Source organism: Shewanella sp. CG12_big_fil_rev_8_21_14_0_65_47_15 (genome assembly GCF_002783505.1).
Lineage (GTDB): Bacteria > Pseudomonadota > Gammaproteobacteria > Enterobacterales > Shewanellaceae > Shewanella.
Genome location: NZ_PFGL01000051.1, coordinates 21,650 through 48,577 on the forward strand (window position 1 = coordinate 21,650; position 26,928 = coordinate 48,577).

Sequence of the window (26,928 nt, forward strand, 5' to 3'; positions counted from 1 at the left end):
TCATCTTTAAGTGTGGGTGGTATGAAAATTTATAGCGGTTAACTTGAGCAATAGCCGTACTTAAAATAATACTTTTTTGTGGCTTATTTGTTATCTAGTTGTGCAAGGTTGATTTCTTCTATGTTGGCATTTTTAACTTGGGTTGAAAGATACAGCACTCTTTCCCCCGAGGCGCTGACAGAGACTCTAGGATACAGCTTCAAAAAACGCTCTTGATTCACCTGGTAATGCCTATCGTCGAGATCCAATTGATGCAGGTAAGTATAGTGGTAATCGAAGCTGGTCCAGATGATCTTGTTGTTGCGGGTATACCAACGATTAAAATGGGTATAGTCGATACTTTGGCCGAGCTCCTCAGGTTGAGAATGGAGATCGTGAAGGAGATAAAGCTCACCCTGCGCGTTGGCGATGACATAACCTTGGTCTAATGTGCGTATTGCACGGTAGCCCGTGAGTAAGGTCTGTGAAGTTAAGGTCAGTAAATCGAGTTCTTCAATTTCCCATTGGTTGGCGATACGCTGTCCAAACAGAATATGTCTACCATCCTGGGTAAATATCGCATCGCTGATCAGCTGATGGGAGCGAGTGAGATAGCTTATCTCACCTGTCATGGGCGTGACTGCGATGAGTTGGCCCTCAACCTTGAGTAATAGTATGCCATCGGGTGATTCATCGAGTATTTCAATCGCTTTATCTGTTTGAAATACTGTGTGTTGTTTACCTTTATGGTCAAAACGAGCGAGGGAATAGATATTATCTTGGAGCAAAGTGATCCATTTTTGTTCGGCATGAGTTGAATAAAACATTGAACTGACAGCATTCTCAACCTGAATGAGCTTGGCCGATGCGGGAGTAAGATCGATATCCTGCTCAACATAATGGCGGCTCGCTCTGGCCTGAGTACTTTTTAGCAGTAGAAGATCGTCCCCATTGACTATTGTTAGTGCGGTGATAAGCCCTTCTTTGTTGGCTAATAATCGCGTTTTTTGTTGTGTGCCGATCTCCACTTGTTCTATAGCATATTGATCGAGCACTATTAACTGATGGTTATCACGCCAAGCTATGCTGTCGACGGTTTCAGGTAAGTGCATTTCAGTGACTAATTGGTTTGTGACAATATCGACAATGAGTAACTGGTGCTGCTCCGCATTGACTTTTGCTAGGGCCAGTAAATGTTTGTTCGGAGATAGACTCGCTTGGTAATAGTTTTCATCACTGCTGCTCACAGTTGCCAATCGATTCAGCACGCGGGTGTGAATATTCAAGGTGAAATACATGGCTGCGGCATCTTTATTCGTTTGAATATTCACTAATAGCTCATCATCCGATGGACCACTCTTGATATCGATAATCGCGTAAACTCCCGAGAGCAGTGTGATAGGCGCTTGGTCTTGGGTCGTATCTAGTGTTTGTAAAAAGAGGGTCGAGTTACCCAGTTCCGCATTGCTATAGGCGATAGTGTTGTTGTTTACAAAAGCCACTAAGAGTGCATTTTTAACGGTTTGAGTCGCTTGTTTAATTTGGTTGGTTTGGTTATCGAGCAGATAAACTTGACGGTCTTGTTCGACGGATGTTCTTCCGGTGAAGACGATGTAGCGGCCGTCACTCGATGCCGATAAAGAGATTTTTTCACCCGGAAAATTCGAGAGTAACCGACTTTGAGCTTGCTCATTGGCGTGGGTAAAGTGCTTTAACCCTAATATTGGGGGATTACTTAAGCTAAATATAAGAATGAATACCATGAGCATCAATAGCATGCTACCCAGATGGAATTTAAGTTTTGGATATTTTTGTGGGCTAACCTCGGCGGCGTATCCACCACTGACATTGAGTAATTGCTGATCTAGGGGGTCATTTAATGGACTAAATGTATAGGGGGTCTCGCCAATATCCTCGGCAATCTGTGGGGTTTCTTCGGTAGTACAAATTAATTTATAACCTTTTTTGGATACAGATTTAATGTATCTAGCCTGGGTGAGATCAGTATCGCCCAGTAATGCGCGGAGTTTTTTAATTGTGCCGCGTACCGCGGTATCGGATACCACTCTGTCACGCCATACTTCTTGGTGTAGCTCCTCCATGCCAACATAGCGTTCCCTATGTTGATACAGATAGATCAAGAGTTCGATAACCTTAGGCTCTGCGGCTAATTCTGCTTGCCCTAGATAGAGTATGGATTGCTGTAAATCAAAGGAGAACTCGCCTATTTTGATCAGTGGTGTCGTCGGCACTTTTCATTCCCTGAACGTGGCTTTTATGTTGTTATTAATTTGTAACCAATCTAGTTAGGCTATCTTAGGGGGTTCTAAAGAATATATCTATTAAATATCAACCTCAAAGCACCGTAGTGCTTTGAGGTTAGGTCGAAGACTATATAAATGGTCTTTACAGCTCCATTACCCCGTCCATTTCAACTTGAGAAGCCTTCGGCAATTGCTTCACGCCGATAGCGGCGCGGGCAGGGTAGGGCTGGCTGAAGTAGCGGCTCATGATCTCATTCACTTTGGCAAAGTGGCTTAAATCTGTCAGGAAGATATTGAGCTTAACGATATCGTTGATCGAACCACCGGCAGCGGTACAAACGGCAGTTAAGTTTTCAAATACTTGCACAACCTGCGCCTCAAAATCATCGCTCACAATTTGCATAGTGCTTGGCACCAGCGGAATTTGGCCGGATAAATACACTGTATTGCCTACTTTAACGGCCTGTGAATAGGTGCCGATGGCCGCAGGGGCATTTTCGGTCGCTATGATAATTTTTTCTGCCATGACGCTCTCTCTAATATTGAGTTAATTAACGATTACGGGATGTGCGCAACACTTCGGGAAGCACCCTAATTCGGCGCATCACGTTGGCTAAATGGATCCTGTCTTTCACTGAAATACGCAGGTTAATCAGATACACGCGGCCATCGCGCTCCTCTGTGCTCAGGTTATGAATGTTCGAGCCTTCGGCGGCAATGATCGAGGTGATCTTGGCCAGTGCACCTTGGTGATTGACGATTTCGACCCGCAGATTGGCTTGATACTCGACCCCATCAACATTATCCCACTGAACCGGAATGTACTTATCTGGCTCACCTTGGTAACCACGGATGTTGGCGCAGTTTTCCATATGCACCACTAAGCCTTTACCTGGGCTGACGTGGGCGATGACCGCATCACCAGGGATGGGGCGACAACAGTTGGCAAAGGTGACTAGCATGCCTTCGGCGCCACGGATTGGCATCAAGTGGGCGTCGCGGCTCTCTTGATTTTCAAGGTTATCGCCAATCAAACGTTGGGCGATCACGATACTCATGGCATTGCCAAGGCCAATATCGGCTAAGAGTGAATTCAAATTGGCATGCTTAGTATCGCGCACCACTTTCTCAATCTGTTCCGGCGCTATGCTATCGAGCTTGGTTTTCCCCAGCGCATGGTTCAGCAGGCGACGACCAAGGGCAACGGCATCATCACCCTTAAGGCTCTTCAGCACTTGGCGAATTTTAGCGCGGGCCTTACCCGTGACCACAAAGTTCAGCCAAGCAGCATTGGGGCGTGCGCCTTTCGCGGTAATAATTTCAACGGTTTGCCCCGAGATTAACGGCTGACTCAGCGGGTACGCTTGGCGGTTAACGCGGGCACCGACGCAGGTATTGCCCACGTCCGTATGCACTTCGTAGGCAAAATCGACCGCAGTCGCATTAACGGGTAATTCCAGAATGCGGCCTTCTGGGGTGAACACATAAATCTCTTCGGGGAAGAGTTCGGTCTTCACGTTCTCAACGAATTCGAATGAGGTGCTGGCGCTCTGTTGTAATTCCAACAAGCTTTGCATCCACTTACGGGCACGCACTTGAGTCGTCGTGCCTTGGCCCGTTTGTGCACCGCCTTTGTAGGCCCAGTGTGCGGCGACCCCTTTGTCGGCCATCTGATCCATATCTTCGGTACGAATTTGGATCTCAACGGGTACGCCGTGTGGACCAAATAAAGAGGTATGGAGTGACTGATAACCGTTGGCTTTAGGGATTGCGATATAATCTTTGAAACGACCGGGACGAGGTTTGTAAAGGCCGTGCATGGCGCCGAGCACGCGATAACAAGTGTCGATGGAATCGACTATCACCCGAAAGGCGTAGATATCCATGACTTCTTGGAATTGCAGCTCTTTACTCTGCATCTTGTTATAGATGGAGTAGAGATTTTTCTCGCGGCCTTTGACTTTTCCCGGAATACCCGCATCGTTTAAGCGTGTATAAACAGCGGCTTCAATGCCTTGGATCAATTCTTTGCGATTGCCACGGGCGGCTTTAACCACTTCTTTAAGCACCCGATAACGCATCGGATAATAGGCTTGAAAGCCTAAGTCTTCTAACTCTGTCTTGATATTGTGGATACCGAGACGGTTAGCGATGGGCGCGTAGATTTCTAAGGTTTCGCGGGCGATACGGCGACGTTTGTCGGGGCGCAGGGCGCCTAAGGTGCGCATATTGTGGGTTCTATCGGCAAGCTTGATGAGGATAACGCGGATATCCTGCGTCATCGCCATCATCATTTTGCGAAAGTTTTCCGCTTGCGCTTCTTTCTTATCGCGAAATTTAAGCTTATCGAGTTTCGACACCCCTTCGACTAATTCTGCCACTGACTCACCGAATAATTCGGCTAAGTCATCTTTAGTGACATGGGTGTCTTCGATCGTGTCGTGTAGCAGTGCTGCCATCAGCGTCTCATGGTCGAGGCGCATCTCAGCTAGGATGCGGGCAACCGCAACCGGATGGGTAATATAAGGTTCGCCGCTCGTGCGCATCTGCCCTTCATGGGCATCACGCGCAACTTGGTACGCCTGCTTGAGCAATTCTACCTGTTCAGGTTCTAAGTAACCGGAAGCAGACTCCTTTAGACCTTCAAACAGATACAAGTGGCAGCTCTCCTTTTACCTAAACAGGTTTTACTCAATAACGCTTATAGTGAACGACCTTCAGCAATCGCTGCAACCGCTGCAATTTCAGCGGCTTCACGTTCACGCACGGTTTGACGCTCATCGGCATCTAAGGTGTGAGCGTTAACTAAACCGAGTTCGATTTCACGCAGGGCGATAACCGTGGGTTTGTCGTTCATCTCTTCAACCATAGGGTCTTTACCCTGCACGGCGATTTGGCGAGCACGACGCGCCGCAACCAAGATCATATCAAAACGGTTGCCGATTTGTTCTACGGCGTCTTCTACAGTTACGCGAGCCATGTGTTGAAACTCCAGTTTATCTAGGGAAAAAATGACGCAAAATTGTACACTAAGGCAGTTAGCCTGCCAACAGATCGTTAAGCATATCATTTTGCGCGTGGATCTGACTAGCTCCCGTTAAGCGTTGACTGCGAATGATGGCACGCAGATCGGCGAGGGCGGTGTCAAAATCGTCGTTGACAATAATAAAATCATATTCTTTAAAGTGTGACATTTCCGATACGGCCTGGGCCATACGGCTGTCGATCACATCCTGGCTATCTTGACCGCGGCCAGTGAGGCGGCGTTCTAGCTCGGCTTTCGATGGCGGCAGAATAAATACCCCAACGGCCTCTGGCATCACGGCTTTGACTTGCTGGGCACCTTGCCAGTCGATATCGAGGAATACATCGATACCTTGGGTGAGCGTATGTTCAATCACATGGCGCGAGGTGCCATAGTAATTGCCGAACACTTCTGCCCATTCAAAAAAGGCATTTTCAGCAATTAACGCTTTGAATTGTTCAACATTAACAAAATGATAGTGTTGACCATCGACTTCGCCTGGGCGCGGAGAGCGGGTGGTATGGGATACCGAAACCTGCATATCGGTGGGCTTATCTTTAAGCAGTGCCGAGATCAGCGAGGATTTACCAGCACCACTGGGTGCCGACACAATAAATAAATTTCCGCGTGCGGTCATGAGCTAAATATCCAGTTTGTTAACGCAACAAGGGCCCAGAAAGCCGAGCATTATACAGATTTTGACCCTATAAACGCTAGGGCTTGTTGTTCGGCAATGTAAGTCTATTGACGTTTTCATGGGCATTTTTATCCAACTAGGGCCGTAGGCACTGACAATTGCGGCTAAATTCGTTACGCTCGTGTCCATACGACATTGATAGTCGTGTTTGCGCTTGAATTATTCAACTATTAAGGAAGGGTCGTGCTGTTAAAATCTCTTTTCTGCCTTCACGGGCGTGATTCCCGTCCCCGTTTTGCCGCTATTAGTGTGGGCGTTTATGTCTGCATTTCCCTTGCCGTTGCAGGGTTTGGGGCAAATTTCTTAATGTATTTATTGGCGCTATTAGGCTTGCCCCTACTGGCATTAACTAGCCTGCGCCGTTTAATGGATGCCAATAAGCCTAAGTTTTTAGCGGCTTTATTAGTATTACCGCTTCCTGTATATCTTGCGCTGTTAATTGTTGGGGCGCCGCCTTTCATTGCGATATTGGGGTTAGTGTTAGCCGCAGGGGCAACCTTTTGGGGCGCTCGTTTACCTTCGCCAACCATAGTGGATTATCGTTTTGGCTATTACGGCCCAGCGTTAGACTCGCCCACCTCACAAGCCATACCCCGTCGCCGAGTGGAGCCTGTGCTGACTCCTAAAACCGCCGCGACGGCGCAAACCTATTCCCAAACCGAGCCTACGGGCGCGGCCACATCGGCTGAGGTGGATTTGGAGGCGCTACGTCAAGATGAATTGCGTTTCGATGAATTAACCAGAATGACCCAAAATCCGGCGGATTTTGTGGTGCAGGATGCCATTATTGCTGCTCAAGCAGATTTTCGCCCGGCAAATCAAAGCCGCGTGCAACAAACGCATATTGAAGTGGTTGATGTGGATCTCGCTCAGGTGGATTTACAACACGCCAATTCACGACACGCTCCTTTAGATCCCGCCGATCTGAGTGATGAGCCCGTGTGGCGTTTCGATCCCGATGATGAGTCCCATAGTATTAACCAGGCCGAGGACGCAGAAGAAATGCGCCGTCGCCGCGCCGAGGCCAAAGATTCAGGCTCTATGACGGAGTTGTTCCGTGGTCTAATTGAGTTTTTTTCACCCTATCGCCGTTATTTAGTGTTGCCTAGACTCCCTATGCCGAACCGCCGCTATTGGCGTCCTGCGGCAATAGGCTTAGGTGGACTGATGTTGGTGGTTTTGGTGTGGGGACTATGGCCAAACAGTGATGAACAGGCACAGGCTCAAGTGGTGAGTGCGGTTCCTGTTGCTCCTATTGCAAGCGATAGAGTGACCTTGGAAATGCCCGATGGGTTCTCTGTCGCCTTAGAGGGTGATGTATTGATCATGCGTTGGTTGGGTGAGCAGGGTAAAGCGCAAAATATTTGGTCATTAGCCACGGCGCAGGGGGATAAGACCTGCCGCGCCTTAGTGTTTAATAATGGCACTGAGTATCGCCCTATGACGGTTGATTTGAAAGCGGATTCGGCTACTGAAGCGCGGTTTTCACCTCTGGATAGCGCAGGTATCATAGTTGACCTTGCCCGCCGCGGCAGCATTGGCCTATGCGGTTACAAGTTTAGCTTAAAGGGTAGCCAAGCGATTTTGGAACAAAATCGTACATTTGCTGATTATTTAGCCCAATAATGGCGCCGATACTCTAGTCACAATCGGAGGGGTAGATTACACTTTTGCTCCTCTTTTTCTCAAACCGTACTTTAGGTTGTTTAGGTCGCTGCGGTTTGGGGAAACACCTTTAAATTTGAACTGAATATATCAACCCAACATGAATACTGAATTGACCTTAGTCATTATGGCGGCTGGGCTAGGCAGCCGTTTTGGCGGCGACAAGCAATTAGCTGCCCTCGGCCCTGCGGGCGAGCCCATGTTGGTATTGTCGATCATGTCTGCGATCCGCAGTGGATTTAAGCGTGCGGTATTAGTGATCCGTCCTGAGTTAGCGCTTGAATTAACTGGGATATTGACGCGGTTTTTGCCCGCCGATTTTGAGTACCATTTTTGCTATCAAAACATCACTGATTTGCCCGAGGCCGCGCAGTTGCCAGACTATAGTCACAGGCTTAAACCTTGGGGCACGGCCCATGCGCTCTGGTGTGCGCGCCACCTCGTTCAAGGTCCTATGGCGGTGATCAATGCCGATGATTTTTATGCTGATAGCGCTTTTGTCTCGTTAGCCAAAGGCTTAACGTCAAGGCCGACGGAGTGGATGATGGTGGCTTATCCCATAGCGCTCACGTTATCGGAGCATGGTGGGGTAAATCGCGGATTGTGTCAGGTCGAGAATGGCCTGCTTAAATCTGTGGCTGAATGGCTCAATATCCGTGCGTGTGATAATGGCTTTGTCGGCGAAGGCCCTGGGGGATTGGCGCTACTTCCTCCGCAGTCTTTGGTGTCGATGACGTGCTGGGGCTTCTCCCCAAGTATTTTTGATGTTATTAAACAGGAATTAACGGCATTTATAGGCCAGCAGGGCAAACTGCCTAAATCTGAATGTTACTTGCCCGCCATAGTCCAGGCGGGAATTGAGCAAGGTTTGCCTGTATATGTCGATGTTGCCTCTGAGCCTTGGCTCGGCGTGACTTATCCGCAGGACTCTGTCTGGGTAAAACAAAAATTAACGGAGTTATTGAGTGATTAAACTCATCAGGCAGTCAGTGTTGCCTCATTTTGGAATTGAAGCCACAGAGGCAAAAATCTCAGCGTTAGGTAATGGTCATATCAACGACACTTTGTTAGTGCGTTGGCCTGCAGGCGAATTAGTGCTGCAACGTATTAATACTCAAGTGTTTAAGACACCACAGGCACTCGTCAGCAATGCCGATAAGATCAGCCATCATTTATGTGCTAAGTCGTTGCAGCAGCAATACGGTCTTAAAGTTGTCAGCCCTTGCCTAACCCAAGAGGGTGAATTGGCTATTGATTTGGGTGAGCAGGGTTTTTGGCGCGCGATCAGTTATTTACCCCATAGCTTAAGTATTGAGGTGGTCAAATCCGCAGAGCAGGCGGAAATGGCGGCCAAGGCTTTTGGTCATTTTGCCTCGGCCCTAAGTGATTTTGATGCGACCCAGCTTGAGGATGTTATCCCCCAGTTCCACCATTTGCCGGGACGTATGGCCTTGCTAAAACAGGCCGCTGAACTCGATAGTCAACATCGCTTAGCGCTCTGCCGTCATTGGGTCGATTATGCGTTATCCCAGCAAGCTTTGTTGGATGAATTAGCGGAAATATCGCCAAAACTGCCGCTGCGAATTTGCCATAACGACACTAAAATCAATAATATGCTCTTCGATAAACGCGACATGTCCAGCATGGCGATTATTGATTTAGATACTTGCATGAAGGGTCATCTGATGTATGACTTTGGCGATATGGTGCGCACCTTCTGCTCGCCAGAGGAAGAAGACTCAACGGCCTTGGATAAAGTCCAAGTGCGCCAAGATATTTTCGCCGCGATTTGCCGGGGGTATTTAAGTGAGCTTGGTGGAGTGTTGACCGAGGAGGAAAGGCGCAGCCTATGGCTGGGTGCTAGGGTGATTTGTCTAATGATAGGCGTGCGTTTTTTAACGGATTATCTTAACGGTGATGTGTATTTCCATATCCACCGTGAAGGCCATAATCTAGATCGCGCGGCCAACCAGTTTACCCTGTACCAGAGCCTGCTAGATCAAGAGGTTGAACTTAAAGCCAATTTTTAACCAGCGCTTGGCGTTGTAAGCGCGTGAATATAGGTGCTTTGGTATGTGCTCCACTGCGACACCAACAGAATCAACTTATTCGCGGCGTAGCGAACGCAATTCGTGGTTAAGATGCACCCTGCGCCGCTCGCAGCAGGAGGCCGTTGCCTCGTCTATGATGACGGCAACCAGCGATAACTTCTTCAATGCCTATGCCATTTTTCTCGGTGCCAGCCTAGCGCAAATGGGCTTTGTCACAGGGTTACCGCAACTCTTTGGCGCATTCTCCCAACTCTTATCTGTTTGGCTCGCAAGCCATTTCTCCCGCCGCACTTTTATCGTCTTTTGTGCCGCCTTTCAGGCCTGTGTCGTGCTGGCGATGGGCGCGCTAGCCGCTTTCGGCCCAGAACAGGCGGTATGGATCTTTATTGGTTTAGCGGTTTGTTACCATGGATTTATCAATTTAATTCAACCCCATTGGCGGGCGTGGATGGGCTCTATCGTGCCCGAACGCCGCCGCGGTGCGTTTTTTGCTGCGCGCACGCGACTCACTATGGGCGCATCTTTGAGTGTGTTCTTTATTGGCGGCGGTATTCTTACCCTCACCGACTCGATGCAGATGGCGTGGCTAGGCTTTACCTTGTTGTTTTCAATTGCCGCCATGGGGCGTTTTGTGTCGGCTTGGTTATTGCTGCAGATGCACGATCCCGATCCCCGCGAGCCGAAACAGCGCGGCGTATTTGTCCAGACCATTGGTCATTTTCGCGATGCATGGAAGGATAAAACCTTTCGCCAATACAGTTTGTTTGTCGCTAGCATGCAGGCAATGGTGGCGATTTCGGCACCGTTTTTTGCCGTATATATGCTGGAAGATTTGAAGTTTACTTACTTTGAGTTTGTACTAGCCAGTGTGGCCTCGATAGCCACCCAGTTTGTGACTCTGAAGTTTTGGGGCAGATTTAGTGATCAATTCGGTAATCGTTTGGTGATGATTATCACCAGTTGCATGATCCCAAGTTTACCCTTGCTGTGGCTATTCTCTGATAACTATTTGTATATCTTAGCTATCCAAGCTTTCTCTGGCCTGGCGTGGAGTGGCTTTACCTTAAGTACCGCCAACTACCTTTACGATATTCGTCCCTTTCGTAGTGACTTTGCCACTTACGCTGCCCTACAGGCCGCACTCAGCGCGGGATTGGTGTTTGTCGGCGCTATGGTCGGAGGCACAATTGCCTCCCATGCGGCGGATTTTTTGATTTGGTCTGGCTGGGATAGTTGGCTCACAAGCCCGATTTTTGTGGTTTTTCTGGTATCGACCCTAATGCGAACCTTAGTGACCCTATGGTTTATTCCGCGTGCGGTCGAGCCTAAGGTGCGGCCAAGGCCGCAGTTACTTCAGCTTATCTTCCGTATCCGCGGCTTTAATGCGATTTCCGGCGTGAGTCTCGATTGGCTCACTGTGGTAAAACGCAGGAAAAATAGTGAGTAAATCTAGAATCTAGCTCCTAGCCCCTAAATTTTATAATCAAAGAATTTACGCTTGTCTGGCCCTGAGGCATTGGCGCTGATCTTATTGGGATGTTTGTATTCATCCCAACTGGCCACATTGCGGCCAATATTGAGCCTTGGAAAACTTAACTCTGTTATTTGATGGCAGACCTCAACTGGTGTGGTATCCGTTGGCTGCGCCATAAATTGCAACAGCTGACCTAATGCGCCTTGCTGGCTAACATCGATATTCAAGAAGTTATTTCGCCTAGCAAAGTAACTAAACACTTCCCTTTGGTGGCGCTGATAACAGCCAATAAGATGTTGTTCATCCTGTGGATTATGGACTTCTCCCACACCGAAGCAATGACGAAAACTGCGCTTCATAATAGGATGGAAGCGGCCGGTTTTGGCATCTAAATGTGGCAACATCCGGCTTAGCAGCATCTGCATCGAAGGCACCCAAGCGCTTAAGTTTCGATCTAAATAGACAAACTTAGCATCGGGAAAGAGTTTATCTAATTGCTTGAAATCACTAAAACAAGGCGCATCGGAAATGGCATCTGCCTGCATAAAGGCGGCTTTGGTAAAGGCCATATGTGCCACTTTAAGCCCTTGCTCTAATAGCGCCACACTCACGCTGGTCGTCCCTGTTCTAGGCAAGCCTATGATAATAATCTTATTTTTTCGCTCAGCTGCCACGATTCCATGCTTGGTTGCATTTGGCTTGCTTAAACACGACTTGGTTAAACTCAGCTTAGTCGAATCGCGCTGTGGCTGAGTGGGCAGCGCATCAGTGGCATCGTCAGCCTGAGAGTGGCAAGAGGTGGCAATATTTGCGTTATCAGGCATGGATTGGGCTCAGCATATTCTTGTCAGCGTGGTCGCTATTGGTGTGTAAATTGGATTTTAATATGAGTGTTTTATCAACGCCGGCAGTATATCGCAGCCCACAGGTTTTGGCAGCGCAAAGCTGTCGTTGCGTCTGCATTGCTCTGTAGAAGCACATCAATAGCATAAATCCCTTTATTCTATAAGCAGTTGGGCAAGGTGAGGCGATTACTTGTATTATTTGCCTCATATTTTGAGGTAAATAGGTTTGTTAATCGCCTCATTAAGTGAGTAGAATAGGCTTGTTATTTGACTCATGGGGTAAGATATGTGGATTTGGCAGCAAGCCGATTGGCCTAAGTTTCATTGGAATGCCAGCAGTGTTGATGCCTTGCTGCGTCAGGTCTATTTCAATCAGGGTCAACTGCTTGGCAAACAAATGCTAAATCACGACGACAGCCAATTAACGTCAGCGGCGGCACTCGACACCTTGCTCGCTAACATTATCCATTCCAGTGCGATTGAAGGTGAAAAGCTCAATGCGGCTTCGGTGCGCTCATCCTTGGCTAAAAAACTCGGCGTGTCCGAAGACAAGTCTTATCCGACCACAGCACAAACCGATGGTTTAGCTGACATTATGCTCGATGCCTTAAAAAATTTAGAGACTGAGTTAACCCTCGAGCGGATATTAGGTTGGCATAAACAGTTATTTCCCCATGGTTATACGCTGTTTAACCCAGTTATTGGTGGAGCGCTGCGAGGCGATACGCCTATGCAAGTTGTCTCTGGCCGGATTGATAAACCAACGGTGCATTTTGAGGCACCCTCTCGAGCCACTTTGGACGCTGAACTCTCGCAGTTTATTGAATGGTTTAATGCATCAAGGCAAGATCTGGGTTTAGATCCGCTTATCCGTGCGGCGATAGCTCACCTTTGGTTTGTGACTCTGCATCCGCTTGATGATGGTAATGGACGAATCACGCGTTTATTGACCGATTTAGCCTTGGCGCAAGCGGAAAAACGCTCAATTCGTTTTTACGCTATGTCAGTCAGTATTCTTGCCCATCGCCAAGCCTACTATGACATTTTAGAGTCTACTCAAAGGGGCGATGTCGATATTACTCCTTGGTTAGTATGGTTTTTTGAAACCCTCAATGATTGTTTACTCAATGCGATGGCAGATGTGAACAAGACTCTGCGGAAAACTCAATATTGGCAAAGTGTCGATCAATCCTTATTGAGTCAAGAGCAAGCCAAAGTGCTCAATCGGATGTTAGATGGCGATTTTGAATTAGGGATTAATAGTAGCCAGTATCAAAAGGTCGCTAAGGTGAGCCGTGCTACCGCCACCCGTCATCTTGCGCAAATGGTCGAACAGCGCTTTTTAGTGAAAGCCGACGCCGGCGGCCGAAGTACGAGGTACTTATTGCCGAGTGGGAAATAGGTTGTTTCAATGAGCTTAATTCGCTAGATAAATGGCTAAGCAACCTCAAGTTGTTGAAGCTAGCTGTTGAGGGGCTTGGCGACGGATCATTTAGCTTAATAAGTGTTTCTTAACGACATGCTCAATGTAATACAGCGGAAAAACGAGATGTTTTTGCTCAAGGGCCGACGAGCCTTGAGTTCCTGTCAACTTGATCGTTTTATGTGGATTGCATTTCTCTATATATGACTGTAGCGATTTAGCTCTTGTGCGTTTGCCACTTTTTACTTCGACAGGGATGATATCCCCTTCATCCGTCGCCAAAATAAATTCGATTTCGGCGCGGGCGTCGTTCCATGAATAACTTGGGTCAATGCCAATGGCGGAGAGTTCTTGCTGCACAAAGTTTTCTGCCACATACCCTTTGTATTCATAGTTTTGTTGTTTGATCTCTTTATAACTGCTACCCAGCATATGATTGAGTAGGCCCACATCAAACAGAAACAGCTTGATCATATTCTCTTTTTTATAGGCCGCCAGAGGCGATTTCGGCAACCCTTCAATAGGGTAGTTCGGCAAGGCTAAGCGGCAACAGTTAAGCCAATGGATTGCGGTTTCAAAATCGCTATAACGAGATTTACACTTTTACGCGCATAAAAGTGCGGGATTTTTCATTTTTATGCGCGTAAAAGTGTGATTTGGTGATTTCTGGTATTCAGTTTTTCGTACTATCGACCTAGCCATCGTGCATGAAATACTTTAATGTGGGATATTAATCCTATTTTAATTATAAAAATGGGAATACAGTCCCACTTTATTGTCCGTGATAGTTGTTTAATTGACTAGGTTGGACTATATTCCCATTAATGGTTGAATAGTGAGAATATAGTCCCTTTGGTTGGTGTTATGGCTAAGCGTGATTTGCACAATGTGCTGTTTCCAAAACAGCTAAAAATCCTTACCCATTTTGGTGAGGACTTATTGTTGGCTATGAAGCGACGTGGTTTTACTAAAAAGCTACTGTGTGAGCGAACTGGCTTCGATCATAAAACCGTGAACAAAGTCTTCGCAGGTGATCCGGGTGTTGCCATTGGCACTTACTTGAAGGTCATGGCTGTACTTGGAATGGAGAGCAACTTTGCAGAAATGGCCGCTCACGACGAAGTCGGTATCAAGCTGCAAAACATAAAATTGCTGGAAGGTTCAAGATGAGCCGTGAAATCGTTGAAGTCTATGCCGACTGGCAGCCAATTGAAGCGCCACTGCTAATAGGGCAGCTTGCTTACAGTGATTCAAGCCGAGGTGGTGTGTTTAGTTTTGCCTACGATAAAGCGTTTCTAACCTCAGCTTATCGCTTGCAAATAGATCCTATGCTGACGCTTCACTCAGGTGAACTCTACAATGACGAAGCCGATAAGAACTTCCGTGCCTTTCTCGATTCATCCCCTGATCGTTGGGGTCGTATTTTGATGCAACGGCGTGCGGCTATTGAAGCACGCAAGGGCATTCGGGCAACGAGCCGATTAAACGAGTTGGACTACCTGCTGGGCGTACATGATTCTTACCGAATGGGAGGGATCCGATTTAAGCGAGCAGGCTCCGATGCTCTCTTGGATGCCCCTTTCTTGGATAACAATGCTGAGTTTGCTGCGCCGCCGATGGCGTCACTGCGTGAACTAGAGCACGCCGCCATGCAGATTGAAAATGATGATAACATCGATAGTGACGAGTATTATCGCTGGTTAAAGATGTTGATTTCTCCAGGCTCATCACTGGGCGGTGCAAGGCCCAAGGCTTGTGTGACAGATGAACAAGGTCATTTGTGGATTGCCAAGTTTCCCAATTTAAACGACACCCATGATGTAGGTGCGTGGGAGATGGTCTGTTATGAATTGGCTTTGGCGGCAGGTGTTGACATGTTTCCAAGTGAGATCAGGCAGTTTTCATCACAGCACCATACCTTTTTAACAAAACGCTTTGACCGCCAAGGGGAGTTACGGCTGCATTTCTCATCGGCCATGTCTCAACTACAATACTATGATGGTGAACAATCTCAAGGTGCCAGCTACTTAGAGATTGCTGAGTTTCTTTCCACTCAGGGCGCACAAACAGAAGCTGACTTAGCACAATTATGGCGTCGTATCGTGTTTAATATTGCGGTGTCCAATACGGATGATCACCTGCGTAACCATGGTTTTTTACTGGCAAAGAATGGCTGGAAGTTATCACCTGCTTATGACTTAAACCCCATTGTTGGTAAGCATGGCCTACACCTGAACATTACAGATACAGACAACGCCTTAGACTATCAATTAGCCTTTGACGTAAAAGATTTCTTTCGGCTTTCTCAAACCCAAGCCACTCAAATTTACGATGAAGTATTAACTGCGGTTAAGCAATGGCAAACCGTTGCTATGCAACTAGGGATCAGCCGAGCCGAGCAAGCCATGAAGGAATCAGCGTTTAACGTTTAATGACATTAAGTGAAACTATATTTTCACTATCATGATAAAAATGAAGTTATAGTTTCACTTTTTCCTTGGTTCCTCAGTTCATCTGTTCCAACCCACACACCACCCCTTGGGCATTTGCGGCAGTATTGGCAAAGTGTCGACCCATCCTTATTGAGTCAAGAGCAAGCCAAAGTGCTCAATCGGATGTTAGATGGCGATTTTGAATTAGGGACTAATAGTAGCCAGTATCAAAAGTAGTAGCCAGTACCAAAAGGTCGCTAAGGTGAGCCGCGCCACCGCCACCCGTCATCTTGCGCAAATGGTCGAACAGGATGATGTTGGATAGAAAGTGAGTGAAAGCCGACGCCGGCGGCCGAAGTACGAGGTACTTATTGCCGAGTGGTTGCTAAGTAGATTGCGGAATTTGCCGTCTAAATGTAATCAGGGTAACAATCATTTTGCATTTTGTGAGTGATTGCTCTGTGTGATGTGATATCCAAATCATTAAGTGCTAGGCATTGAGTGTGACTCATAGTCCGTAGACGTATTGTCTACAAGTAAAGATCATCATGAAAACTCTTCAAAGGATTATTCATGGAAGATCATTTGCTTACCTCATTCGGTACTCATCTAAAAAGTTTGCGACTTGAGAGATCTTTTTCTCAGGAGCAGCTTGCATTAAAAGCTGACATGGACAGAACCTATGTCAGCGGCATTGAACGTGGGCAACGCAATGTTAGTTTGATCAATCTTTTTAAGCTTGCCAGTGCTTTAGATATCCCTGCGAAACAACTTCTTGATTTTACCGTTGAGGGAGCATTATGACTCAACGAGCATTTTATTCGGCGAGTTTTAAAGATTTTCTCTCAGCAGAGCCCGATACGATTACCGGACAGATATCACGTTTCCATACTCAGCATTTATTGCATACACAAACTCGTGCTTGGTGTGCTGAAATTGAAGTTCTCAAACGTTCCTTGGTCGAGAGCGTTGAGCGAGAAGGGCATATTTTCATTGAGTTTATGATCCCACGAATGGGACGACGTGCCGATGTTGTGATGATATTTAAAGGGACTGTTTTTGTTGTAGAATTTAAAGTTGGCGCAAAAGTATTTACCGCTGCAGATATGAGGCAAACTCATGGATATGCTTTAGATTTAAAGAACTTTCATCGTGGTAGTCATGATAAATATCTCGTTCCTCTGCTTGTTGCCACCAAAGCGATGAGCCAATCGAAAGATCCCGTATTCGCCGACGATAATGTTGCTTCGACCTTGTGTATTTCACCCTGTGAATTGTTTTCAAGCATGCGTCAAATCGCTGAACAGTTGAATCAATCTCCTTTTGATCCAATGCTGTGGGCTGATTCTGGTTATTTGCCGACACCAACTATTATCGAAGCGGCACAAGCGCTATATGCGCAGCATAAAGTCGAAGATATTGCTCGTAGTGAAGCGGATACTCAAAATCTTGGGCAAACGAGTCAGCAATTACTTCAGTTGATTCACGATGCTCGTATCAATAAGCGAAAAATAATTTGTTTCGTTACCGGCGTTCCGGGTGCGGGTAAAACTCTTGTTGGGCTTAATATTGCGAGTATTCACGCAAATAGGGAAGAGAATGAGTATTCTGTTTTCCTCAGTGGTAATGGGCCTTTAGTGACGGTATTACAGGAAGCCTTAGCTAGGGATAGATCTTCTAGAACTGGTGAGTCAATCAGCGCAACCAGAAAGGAGACAGAATCATTTATTCAAAATATCCATCGCTTTAGGGATGAATATCTGCATGGTGGTGTGCCGCCTGAAAAAGTGGCCATATTTGATGAGGCTCAACGGGCGTGGGATAAAGAGCAGGCAAGCGATTTTATGCGTCGTAAGCGAGGTATTGTCGACTTTGATAAATCAGAGCCTGAGTTTCTCATCGAAGTAATGGACCGTCGTCAAGACTGGGCATTTATTATTGCGCTAGTCGGTGGTGGGCAGGAGATTAATAAAGGTGAGGCAGGCCTAGCAGGTTGGTTGGACGCACTTAAGGACAGGTTCTTAGATTGGGATGTCTATTTTTCCACCGCTTTATTGTCTGGTGAGTATGTCTCAATGGGCGTAGACCTGAATGCGGTTTCAAGGGCGAGTGTCTTACCTAACTTACATCTTGCCACATCCATGCGATCTTTCCGTGCTGAAAAGTTATCGAGCTTTGTTCATTACTTGGTTTCTGGGCAATGCGGACTTGCAGTTAGCTTCTATAAAGAGATAGAGCATGTCTACCCAATCAAAGTTACTCGCGATTTAGCTAAGGCCAAAGCTTGGATTAAGCAGCACAAACGAGCCAATGAATCGATGGGGCTGCTTGCTTCTTCTAAAGGCATTCGGCTTAAAGCTGAGGGCATTTTCGTTAAGAATGAGATAGATCCTGCTAAGTGGTTTTTAAGTGGAGTTGAAGATATTCGTTCTGCCGAGTTTTTAGAGGATGTAGCCACCGAGTTTGATGTACAAGGACTGGAGCTAGATTGGTGTGTTGTGGCTTGGGATGCAGATTATCGTTTCAACGGCCAAGTGTTTGAGCATTGGGAATTTAGAGGAACTAAATGGGAAATGCGACATCAAGCTGTACGTAAGAGATATCTTGAAAATGCTTATCGCGTATTGTTGACGAGGGCTCGTCAGGGCATGGTGATATTTGTGCCTAAAGGCGATAAATCAGATGAGACTCGAGATCCCAAGTTTTATGATCATACTTATAAGTACTTGATAGATTGTGGGGTTGGTGTTATTTAGCGTAAATAAGAGGCGGAATTATCCGCCATTTTAAATTATTTAGAAACAAAAAAGCTAATGAATTCATCAAGATCTCCAAAGACCTTGACTTGTTTGTCCTGAATATTACTCGCAGTCGTTTTGATCCAGTCAAAAGCTTTTTGTTTATAGCCTTTACCACCGAGTAAAATGACTAAATTGTGCTCTGGCGCGAGGCGAAGAGACTCTAGGAAAAAAGGAAATTTTTGATCGACAGAGCCGCTTTGCTCTTGCTTGTGAGCTTCAATTCGGACTGCTCCTAGCGTTTGGTGTTGTACTAAGAAGGCTGCCTTTCGAATTCCACCATACATATCTGTATAAGGCGCACCTTTAAGGAACTCGTTTTGAGACGGAACACCTTGTGATTCACAAAAGCCTAGAGCCACAAGGGATTGTTCTACTTGATCACAAAACTTCTGATTGGATAACATGCTCGCTTCATATTTACCTGAGTCGACTTCAGGTAGATCTTCAAAAAGTGATTCTTGGTTCATTCTCCATCCTTGGTTATTAAATCGCCCTTTAATGTAGCATTGAGAGTGGCTGATTTTCAATCAGTTAGAACCACTACACAAAATTGTTCTATCACTTTGAAATTTATCCAAACTTGCTACTCCCCAACTTCTCCATCAAAAATTCAATCAATACCGTCACTTTGGTTGGGAGGTATTTTCGCTGTGGATACACGGCATAAATGCCATGTTCGGGGAGGGGATGGTCTGCGAGCAAGGCTTGTAGGAGACCTGCTTGTAAGTCGGCGTCAACCATGAAACGGGGCAGGTTGGCTATGCCTAAACCGTCGAGTGTGGCTTGGTGGATGGCATCACTATTATTGACCTGATAGTTGCCCTTAGGCTGGATACGCTGCGCCCCTTCGGGACTGTGGAAGGTCCATTCCACACCATCTTGAAAATATGAGTAAAACAAACAGTTGTGCTGGGTTAATACCGTAGGTGTGGCTGGTAAGCCATGCAGAGCAAGGTAGCTAGGGGATGCGCAAATCACGCTTAAACAAGGTGCCAACTTGCGGGCAATCAGGCTGGAATCGGGTAGTTCACCGATGCGAATCGCCAGATCAAATCCGCCAGCAATTAAGTCGGTTGTCTTATCATCCATCTGCATTTGTAGCTGGATATCTGGGTAACGCCTTAAAAATTCAGCTATTAATGGCGCAATATATAAGCGACCAAACACCATAGGCACTGAAACTCGCAGATTGCCTCTAGGCGTTTGCTGTAGTTCGGAGATGGCATCCAATCCTTCTTGGGTGAGCAGCACCGCAGGGCGAACATACTCGAAATAACGCGCCCCCGCGTCCGTTAGACTCAAGCTGCGCGTAGTGCGTTGTAATAGTTGAATCCCTAAATGTTGTTCTAGCAGAGTGATGCGTTTGCTGATGGCCGATTTGCTTAGCCCGAGTTTTTGCCCCGCAGCGGAAAAACTGCCACATTCGACCACAGTGACAAAAATCGGCAGAGCTGAAAAATGTTCCATATGCGTCCCATTCTGTTGAGGCGAGGTAGGTTACTGAATTTCCATTCGATTTAATCGGTCTTTAACTAAACTCTCTGAGTGATAAATAAGGTAGAGTGTGTTTACTGTTGAGTTATGCTCAACGATAGGTTGCATTGGCACGGTATTATCAATGATAGATAAAGACTGTAGACTATTTTGCAACAAAAAATGTGCCCTCACTAATAGAATGTGATCGCGGGTTCTGTAAGTTCGTTACCCCATTTGAATGATGCTCCTGATTTATCTCGGGCTTAGCTAATCGGGTACGGCGTAGCGGTTTTCGATACTGCGACTGTTAGTGGTTTTTAGACTTTTACTGATTAATCAGTACATTTTATCTTTCGTTAGGAGTGTTATCTTGTCCTCAAGCCAAACTAATTTCATGGCCACACCCTATACTTGGGTGCTTTTCGATGCCGATGAAACCCTATTTTATTTTGATGCCTTTGCAGGGCTTAAACTGATGTTCGCCGGTTTTGGGGTCGATTTTACTCAAGCCGATTTTGATGAATATCAGTTAGTTAACACACCACTTTGGGTCGATTATCAAGACGGTAAAATCACCGCCGCCGAATTGCAAATCACACGTTTCGAAACGTGGGCGGCCAAATTAGCGGTATCAGCAATGACGCTCAATAGCGCCTTTTTAGCGGCGATGGCCGAGATTTGTGCCCCGCTACCCGGTGCCCGTGAATTATTAGCTGCGCTGCAGGGGAAAGCCAAATTGGGTATCATCACCAACGGTTTTACCGAGCTACAAACTGTGCGCTTAGCGCGTACTGGCTTGCAGCATCATTTTGATATTTTAGTGATTTCAGAAAAAGTCGGCATGGCCAAACCCGATGTGGGCATTTTTGAACATGCCTTTGAATTGATGGGGCATCCTGAGCGCGAAACTGTGCTTATGGTCGGCGATAACCCGCATTCCGATATTCAAGGTGGCATCAATGCCGGTATTCATACCTGCTGGTATAACGTCCACGGCCACGATGTGCCCGCCGGGATCGTGCCGCACTATCAAGTGCGCTCCCATCAAGAACTGCATAGCCTGTTGCTCGGGGTGTAAACGGCATAACTTTAAAATAATTTACAAATCAATCTGTTAGCGCTTCACGGATCTTTCGGGCTTTTTCCTTACCTATGCCTTCGACTCGGATTAATGCCTCTTCGGGAGCGGTGAAAACGGCCTCGATATTTTTGAAGTGGTACAGCAGCCTGCTGGCAAGCTTAGGGCCGACCTCGGGAAGGCTCTGCAAGATAAACAGTTGCTGATTTTTCTTGCGTTTGGGCTTACGTCCCGTGAGGGTTAATTCATTTTCTCTGCGATTTAACTGAGTGGCGCAAAAATACAGTATTTTGGCGGTTTCATTTTGCGATAAACTGCGAAGTATTGGGATATGGAAATTGATTGAAATGGAGCACAGCGCTCCGATAAGCGCCTCTCTGCGGATCTGGTAACCTGCGATATCTTGAGTGCAGCCTTCGATAAGTAGTGCTGCGCTACTTGAGCTTGCGGCTAGTCTAGCAACTTGAGCGAATAAGCGCCCATCACATAGGGATTGCACGAGATCGGGCAAGGTTTTGCGTTCAATTAGCCAATCATTGAGTTGATAATCACCCAATTTTAGGCGTTTTTTGATGAGCGAGAGATCTTCGTGCAGTGACAGCTCATAGAGGATGGTTTCTGCATGTTCTCTATCGTCATAAAAGAGGGGAATTTTATCTGCAGCCAATTTTAGTGACCTTAGCCGAGTGACACATTCAGGGTTGTTATGAGTGTAGTCAGGCTGAGTCACAAGTACCAAAGTTGTCTTCAGCTTTGTAAATTCTCAGTTTAAGATGAAGTGCGTCAGTTCGACCTGCCACCATAATGCAGAACTAGAAAATCAACGTGAGCTAGCCATGAGTGAATATCAGTATTATCGATTCGAATGTGTTAACAGTAGCTTATCGGTCCCACAGCGGAATAGATTAAGAAATATTTCTAGCCGAGCAGATATCACCAGCCACTCCTTTTGTGTTCAATATCATTACGGTGATTTAAAGGCCGATCCCGAAGAATTAATGATGGATTTTTTTGATATTGGCATTTATTACGCCAATTGGGGACAAGTGAATGCGTATCTTAAATTGCCAGCCGGTACAATCCCCAATGATTTCAAGGTAATAAATGCTGAGTGTTATGTGTCTCTTGTCGAAAATGAACAGAACCAATTACTGATATTTTCTTTAGAGGAAGACGATCACTACCGTGACGATGAAGATGCCGAATCCTTTATGCTTCATTTGGCGGCACTGAGGGCAGAACTCTTCGCTGGCGATTATCGCGTTTTGTATTTTCATTGGTTAAGTCGAGCCTATGATGATCCAAGGCTAAAACCACTGCCACTTATAGCCTTTGATTTTCACCAGTTAACACCGGCGCAATTGGCATTTACCGCCCTTTTTGGCATTCCTTTGCAATCGATACGTGCTTTACATCTTTTGTTGCAGTCAATGCCTGCACATTCGCCTCAAACCACAGTATTAACGGCACAGCAGCAGGTGGCTAAGCTAACGGATGCCGACAAGGACGCGTTGCTTTGTCGCTTATTTGATGAAGGGAAAATATTTGCGGCGGATGCGTATGCGCTCCTCAGAACGCAAGAAACACCAATAGAGTACTCCCACTGGGTAACCGTTGCATCGTTGCATCCCTTCTGGCATGTAGCAGAAAAAGAAGTGATGCAAGAAGAGCTCACGGCAGAGGCCGAGCGTCTTGCTCGTGAGACGTTATTACGTAATGAGCATCTTGAAGCGGTTTATAAAGCGCATCAAAGCCATTGGGATCGTGCTTTTGAGGAGGCGGCTCGTGGGTGTGCCAGTGGCTATGATAATGCCAGCTTTACATTGCAAGTGTTGTTTGATGCCTACCAGCTAAAACTATCTACCAGTGTGTTTAAGCAAAAATTTGATGTTTTTATTAGCAAAAATAAACAGCGTAAAGCACTGATTAAACGGTTAGAGCCACTACAGAAAATTGTGCTATCGCTTTGATTTAGTTTTTAATTCACATAGCTATGGCGCTGTGATCGAGTGATGCGTTTTGCTTTATTAAAAGTGAATTAGATTGAGTTACCTAAATAAAAACCCTGATAAATCAGGGTTTTTATTTATTAGATTGCAGTTAAACACCACAACACACTATTCAACGTTCTGGATCTGCTCACGCATTTGCTCAATCAGCACTTTAAGCTCCACTGCGGCTGAGGTGATTTCGGTGCTGATGGATTTAGAGGCGAGGGTGTTCGATTCGCGGTTAAATTCCTGCATCATAAAATCTAAACGGCGACCTTCGCTGCCGCCTTTTTTGAGGATGCGGCGCGCTTCGGTGACATGGGCTTCGAGGCGGTCCATTTCTTCGGCGACATCTTGTTTCTGTGCCAGTAGCACCATTTCTTGCTCGATGCGGGCAGGATCCAGTTCACCTTTGATTTCTGCAAGGCGGTTGGTGAGCTTTTCGCGTTGATATTCCATCACTTTTGGCATGTGCTCGCGCACGACGGCGATTTGCTCGCTCACGCCATCTAAGCGGCTTAGCAGCATGTCTTTGATGGCTTCGCCTTCACGGCCACGGGCTTCGATGAATTGATCTATGGCTGAGTCGAAGGCTGTCATCAGATCTGCACCGATCGCATCCATATCTTGTTCAGAGCTTGATAGCACTCCCGGCCAACGCAGGATGTCGGTCAGGTTCACCTCACCCTGTCCCGCTTCTTGCTTGAGCCAAGTGGCGGCATCGAGCAATTGTTTTGCTAGGCCTTGGTTCAATTGCAGTTCGTTGTTGCTGTTGTCGGCCAGTTCGTAGCGCAGATTGACTTCTACTTTGCCACGGCTTAAACGTTTACGAAGGCGATCGCGCAGTACGGGTTCGAAGCTGCGAAATTGCTCGGGTAAGCGTAGGTAAGTTTCGAGATAGCGTTGGTTGACTGAGCGAATTTCCCAGGAGGCTGTGCCCCATTGTGCTTTGTGCTCGATGCGAGCGTAGGCTGTCATGCTTTGGATCATGGGTTGTCCTAATGGTTTAATCGTCATAATGAGAGGCGATTATAGAGTCAATGGCTTTAGGATTAAAGGCATACAGTATAAGACTGCAAGTTAATGGGTACTTTGCCTAGATGAGTTTGTCAGAGAATCACCCTAAGCATGGCATCCTAAGGCGCAAGCCCCTATAATATGCAGCCAAAATCGGTCAATGACTCAGAATACAGGAATCTCGCATGCGTCCAAGTAACAGAACGCCAGCACAAACTCGTCCCATCACTATCACTCGCCAGTTTACGGCCCATGCCGAAGGTTCTGTGTTAGTGGAATTTGGCGAAACGAAAGTGCTTTGTACCGCCAGTTTTACTGAAGGTGTGCCACGTTTCCTTAAGGGTCAGGGTCAAGGCTGGGTGACGGCGGAATACGGCATGTTGCCACGTTCGACCCATAGCCGTATGGATCGTGAAGCCGCTCGCGGTAAGCAATCTGGCCGTACGCAAGAAATTCAACGTCTTATCGGCCGTGCGCTGCGCGCCTGTGTGGATATGAAGGCCTTAGGTGAAAACACTATCGTGATCGATTGTGATGTGATCCAAGCCGATGGTGGTACGCGCACCGCCTCTATCACTGGCGCCTGTGTTGCCTTAGTCGATGCGCTGAACTGGGCTCGTGGTAAAGGCATTATTAAATCTAACCCGCTGAAATTCCTGATCGCTGCGGTCAGCGTCGGTATCTATAAGGGTGAAGCGATAAGCGATCTGGAATATGTGGAAGACAGCGCCGCCGAAACCGACATGAATGTGGTGATGACTGAAACCGGTAAGATTATTGAGATCCAAGGTACTGCAGAGGGCGAGCCCTTTAGCCACGAAGAACTGATTGAGCTACTCGGATTGGCGAAGAACAGTATTCGTGAAATCGTCGATGTGCAGAAAGCCGCACTGAACTAAGATTGTTGTGATGAAAAAGCCCCGTTATGTTATAGAGTGCGGGGCTTTTTATTAGCTGCAACTTTAGTGTGCAGCAAGATTTAATACACACTCTGTACCGAATTAACAGTTAACCATAAAAGACAAAGTCGTAAGGAGAGATTGTGAAAGCCTATCAACGTGAGTTTATTGAATTTGCCCTAGAGCGTCAGGTGCTGCGATTCGGCGAATTTACCCTTAAATCGGGCCGTATCAGTCCTTACTTCTTTAATGCAGGCTTATTCAATACTGGCCGTGACTTAGCCCGTTTAGGCCGCTTTTATGCTGCTGCCTTAGTGGATTCGGGTATCGAGTACGACCTGTTATTTGGTCCGGCTTACAAAGGCATTCCGATTGCGACCACTACGGCAGTTGCCCTGTGTGAACACCACGATATCGATATTCCTTACTGCTTTAACCGCAAAGAGAAAAAAGACCACGGTGAGGGTGGCAGCTTAGTCGGTAGCGAACTTAAAGGCCGCGTGATGCTGGTGGACGATGTGATCACCGCGGGTACGGCGATTCGTGAGTCGATGGAAATTATTGAAGCCCATAAAGCGCAATTAGCCGGCGTGTTGATTGCGCTGGATAGACAAGAGAAAGGTAAGGGCGAGTTATCGGCGATTCAAGAAGTTGAGCGTGATTTTGGCTGCGGCATAGTGGCGATTATCAAACTTGCGGACCTTATCAGCTACTTATCTGAAAAGCCGGGAATGGAAGCCCAACTTGCTGCGGTGAGCCAATACCGTGAGCAATACGGCATTTAAGCGATGAATTCAGAGAGCTAATGCTCGCCGAGGGGCGTTCACGAATTCGCCGTTAGAAAAAACAAAAGCCCACCTAGGGCTTTTGTTTTTAAGTTCTTATCTGTTAATGCTTTTGCTGTGAGCGGTTCACCGCGTTCTGTTATCTGTGAACGAGCCCGCGAGCGTTCGCTATAGTATCTTATTGATGCAAAAACTCGGCGCGGGTCGCAGGATTAGATTTGAAAATACCACCCAGCGCTGTGGTAGTGGTCGAGCTGGTGGAGTCCATCACGCCACGGGATTTTACGCAGTAATGCACCGCATCCATTTTTACCGCAACATCTTTAGTTTCGAGTAAGGTTTGCAGGGCAACGAGCACTTGCTGAGTCAAACGCTCTTGTACCTGTGGGCGTTGGGCAAAGAAACGTACGATACGATTAATCTTTGATAAACCGATAATTTTTTTACGTGGCAGATAAGCAATGGTCGCAGTACCGTCGATCGTCACTAAATGATGCTCGCAGGTGCTGGTGAGGCTAATATCTTGCACTCGCACCATCTCATCGAAGCCCATCTTGTTATCGATCACTGTGATCTTAGGGAAATTCTCATAGTCTAAGCCGGAGAAGATTTCATCGACGTACATTTTAGCGATGCGGCGTGGCGTATCGGCAAGGCTATCGTCTGACAGATCCAATGACATTAATGTCAGTATCTCCTTCATATGATGTTCAATCTTGTCTTTACGTTCTTCACTGCTGTAAACGCTGGGGAGCATGGGGGTTTCAAGTCCACGGTCTAACAACGCGGCTTGTACTTTTACTGCTGCTTCACTTAATGCCATCTTATCCTCCACTACTTTGTAGCGGCTATCATTGAAAACCTATGCTGGTATCGATCATCCAGCCTAGGATACAAATTGGGTTATTCTTGCGGGGCAAGAACAAGGGGGAGGAGGATAGCGCGAATTGCGGATAATTCATACCGAAAATCACTCACCGCGCCGATGAAAAAGCCGATAGTCCTTATCGGATATCGGCTTTACAT

At 46.8% G+C, this 26,928-nt stretch carries 24 protein-coding genes and 2 pseudogenes; 14 read left to right on the top strand and 12 right to left on the bottom strand.

Annotated elements, in window-relative coordinates:
• Positions 1–83: 83 nt before the first annotated feature.
• The 5 genes from COW15_RS14240 to gmk all read right to left on the bottom strand — a co-directional run bounded on the left by COW15_RS14240 (position 84) and on the right by gmk (position 5,905).
• Positions 84–2,231, bottom strand: coding sequence for a winged helix-turn-helix domain-containing protein (locus COW15_RS14240; RefSeq protein ID WP_293633185.1), 2,148 nt, complete (start codon positions 2,229–2,231; stop codon positions 84–86).
• A gap of 154 nt (positions 2,232–2,385) precedes the next feature.
• The gene (locus COW15_RS14245) at positions 2,386–2,769 is read right to left on the bottom strand and encodes a RidA family protein (protein WP_293633186.1); all 384 of its coding nucleotides are present in this window, start codon (positions 2,767–2,769) and stop codon (positions 2,386–2,388) included.
• Positions 2,770–2,794: 25 nt separating this feature from the next.
• A complete protein-coding gene (gene spoT, locus COW15_RS14250) occupies positions 2,795–4,900 on the bottom strand; it encodes a bifunctional GTP diphosphokinase/guanosine-3',5'-bis pyrophosphate 3'-pyrophosphohydrolase (protein WP_293633187.1) in 2,106 nt (701 codons plus the stop codon).
• A 44-nt stretch (positions 4,901–4,944) separates the two neighbouring features.
• Entirely contained in the window at positions 4,945–5,223 is a 279-nt protein-coding gene (gene rpoZ / locus COW15_RS14255) for a DNA-directed RNA polymerase subunit omega (RefSeq protein ID WP_007651394.1), read from the bottom strand.
• Positions 5,224–5,281: 58 nt separating this feature from the next.
• Positions 5,282–5,905 carry a guanylate kinase gene (gene gmk, locus COW15_RS14260; RefSeq protein ID WP_293633188.1) on the bottom strand — a complete coding sequence of 208 codons (624 nt, stop codon included), beginning with the start codon at positions 5,903–5,905 and terminating at the stop codon, positions 5,282–5,284.
• A 243-nt stretch (positions 5,906–6,148) separates the two neighbouring features.
• Between gmk and COW15_RS14265 the strand changes: the two genes are divergently transcribed.
• The 4 genes from COW15_RS14265 to COW15_RS14280 all read left to right on the top strand — a co-directional run bounded on the left by COW15_RS14265 (position 6,149) and on the right by COW15_RS14280 (position 11,128).
• A complete protein-coding gene (locus COW15_RS14265) occupies positions 6,149–7,591 on the top strand; it encodes a hypothetical protein (RefSeq protein ID WP_293633189.1) in 1,443 nt (480 codons plus the stop codon).
• A gap of 139 nt (positions 7,592–7,730) precedes the next feature.
• Positions 7,731–8,603: an NTP transferase domain-containing protein gene (locus COW15_RS14270; protein ID WP_293633190.1), complete on the top strand. Its 873-nt coding sequence runs from the start codon at positions 7,731–7,733 to the stop codon at positions 8,601–8,603.
• On the top strand, positions 8,596–9,660 hold the full coding sequence (locus COW15_RS14275; RefSeq protein WP_293633191.1) for an aminoglycoside phosphotransferase family protein: 1,065 nt from the start codon (positions 8,596–8,598) through the stop codon (positions 9,658–9,660). The genes COW15_RS14270 and COW15_RS14275 overlap by 8 nt, the downstream gene beginning before the upstream one ends.
• 43 nt (positions 9,661–9,703) lie before the next feature.
• Positions 9,704–11,128: an MFS transporter gene (locus tag COW15_RS14280; protein ID WP_293633192.1), complete on the top strand. Its 1,425-nt coding sequence runs from the start codon at positions 9,704–9,706 to the stop codon at positions 11,126–11,128.
• Between the two features lie 23 nt (positions 11,129–11,151).
• Here the strand turns inward: COW15_RS14280 and COW15_RS14285 are convergent, their stop codons facing one another.
• Entirely contained in the window at positions 11,152–11,979 is an 828-nt protein-coding gene (locus tag COW15_RS14285) for a sulfotransferase family protein (RefSeq protein WP_293633193.1), read from the bottom strand.
• A gap of 307 nt (positions 11,980–12,286) precedes the next feature.
• Here COW15_RS14285 and COW15_RS14290 point away from each other — a divergent pair, with 307 nt between their 5' ends.
• Entirely contained in the window at positions 12,287–13,402 is a 1,116-nt protein-coding gene (locus COW15_RS14290; RefSeq protein WP_293633194.1) for a Fic family protein, read from the top strand.
• 90 nt (positions 13,403–13,492) lie between these two features.
• Here COW15_RS14290 and COW15_RS14295 read toward each other — a convergent pair.
• Positions 13,493–14,020, bottom strand: a pseudogene (locus COW15_RS14295) (DUF4143 domain-containing protein); the annotation flags it as partial.
• Between the two features lie 267 nt (positions 14,021–14,287).
• Between COW15_RS14295 and COW15_RS14300 the strand changes: the two are divergent.
• The 5 genes and pseudogenes from COW15_RS14300 to COW15_RS14320 all read left to right on the top strand — a co-directional run bounded on the left by COW15_RS14300 (position 14,288) and on the right by COW15_RS14320 (position 18,611).
• On the top strand, positions 14,288–14,593 hold the full coding sequence (locus COW15_RS14300; protein ID WP_248993318.1) for a transcriptional regulator: 306 nt from the start codon (positions 14,288–14,290) through the stop codon (positions 14,591–14,593).
• Complete coding sequence (locus COW15_RS14305; RefSeq protein ID WP_293633195.1) at positions 14,590–15,855, top strand: type II toxin-antitoxin system HipA family toxin; 1,266 nt, start codon at positions 14,590–14,592, stop codon at positions 15,853–15,855. Before COW15_RS14300 ends, COW15_RS14305 begins: the two co-directional genes overlap by 4 nt.
• 120 nt (positions 15,856–15,975) lie before the next feature.
• Positions 15,976–16,244 (top strand): annotated as a pseudogene (locus COW15_RS14310) (hypothetical protein); the annotation flags it as partial.
• A gap of 184 nt (positions 16,245–16,428) precedes the next feature.
• Positions 16,429–16,659 (top strand): helix-turn-helix transcriptional regulator, encoded by a 231-nt coding sequence (locus tag COW15_RS14315; protein WP_293633196.1) that lies wholly within the window; start codon positions 16,429–16,431, stop codon positions 16,657–16,659.
• Positions 16,656–18,611 (top strand): DUF2075 domain-containing protein, encoded by a 1,956-nt coding sequence (locus COW15_RS14320; RefSeq protein ID WP_293633197.1) that lies wholly within the window; start codon positions 16,656–16,658, stop codon positions 18,609–18,611. The genes COW15_RS14315 and COW15_RS14320 overlap by 4 nt, the downstream gene beginning before the upstream one ends.
• Positions 18,612–18,646: 35 nt before the next feature.
• Here the strand turns inward: COW15_RS14320 and COW15_RS14325 are convergent, their stop codons facing one another.
• Positions 18,647–19,123 (bottom strand): PD-(D/E)XK nuclease superfamily protein, encoded by a 477-nt coding sequence (locus COW15_RS14325; RefSeq protein ID WP_293633198.1) that lies wholly within the window; start codon positions 19,121–19,123, stop codon positions 18,647–18,649.
• A 103-nt stretch (positions 19,124–19,226) separates the two neighbouring features.
• A complete protein-coding gene (locus tag COW15_RS14330) occupies positions 19,227–20,123 on the bottom strand; it encodes a LysR family transcriptional regulator (RefSeq protein ID WP_293633199.1) in 897 nt (298 codons plus the stop codon).
• A gap of 403 nt (positions 20,124–20,526) precedes the next feature.
• Between COW15_RS14330 and yjjG the strand changes: the two genes are divergently transcribed.
• Entirely contained in the window at positions 20,527–21,210 is a 684-nt protein-coding gene (yjjG, locus tag COW15_RS14335) for a pyrimidine 5'-nucleotidase (RefSeq protein WP_293633234.1), read from the top strand.
• 28 nt (positions 21,211–21,238) lie between these two features.
• On the opposite strand, the gene COW15_RS14340 is transcribed toward yjjG, so the two are convergent.
• The gene (locus COW15_RS14340) at positions 21,239–21,877 is read right to left on the bottom strand and encodes an ERCC4 domain-containing protein (protein WP_293633200.1); all 639 of its coding nucleotides are present in this window, start codon (positions 21,875–21,877) and stop codon (positions 21,239–21,241) included.
• A 169-nt stretch (positions 21,878–22,046) separates the two neighbouring features.
• Between COW15_RS14340 and COW15_RS14345 the strand changes: the two genes are divergently transcribed.
• On the top strand, positions 22,047–23,180 hold the full coding sequence (locus COW15_RS14345) for a hypothetical protein (RefSeq protein WP_293633201.1): 1,134 nt from the start codon (positions 22,047–22,049) through the stop codon (positions 23,178–23,180).
• Between the two features lie 147 nt (positions 23,181–23,327).
• Here the strand turns inward: COW15_RS14345 and COW15_RS14350 are convergent, their stop codons facing one another.
• The gene (locus COW15_RS14350) at positions 23,328–24,191 is read right to left on the bottom strand and encodes a YicC/YloC family endoribonuclease (RefSeq protein WP_293633202.1); all 864 of its coding nucleotides are present in this window, start codon (positions 24,189–24,191) and stop codon (positions 23,328–23,330) included.
• A 212-nt stretch (positions 24,192–24,403) separates the two neighbouring features.
• Here COW15_RS14350 and rph point away from each other — a divergent pair, with 212 nt between their 5' ends.
• On the top strand, positions 24,404–25,117 hold the full coding sequence (gene rph, locus COW15_RS14355) for a ribonuclease PH (protein WP_007651307.1): 714 nt from the start codon (positions 24,404–24,406) through the stop codon (positions 25,115–25,117).
• 143 nt (positions 25,118–25,260) lie between these two features.
• Entirely contained in the window at positions 25,261–25,902 is a 642-nt protein-coding gene (gene pyrE, locus COW15_RS14360; RefSeq protein WP_248992646.1) for an orotate phosphoribosyltransferase, read from the top strand.
• A 178-nt stretch (positions 25,903–26,080) separates the two neighbouring features.
• Here the strand turns inward: pyrE and folE are convergent, their stop codons facing one another.
• Positions 26,081–26,725, bottom strand: a complete 645-nt coding sequence (folE, locus tag COW15_RS14365) for a GTP cyclohydrolase I FolE (RefSeq protein ID WP_293633203.1) — start codon at positions 26,723–26,725, stop codon at positions 26,081–26,083.
• Between the last annotated feature and the right edge of the window lie 203 nt (positions 26,726–26,928).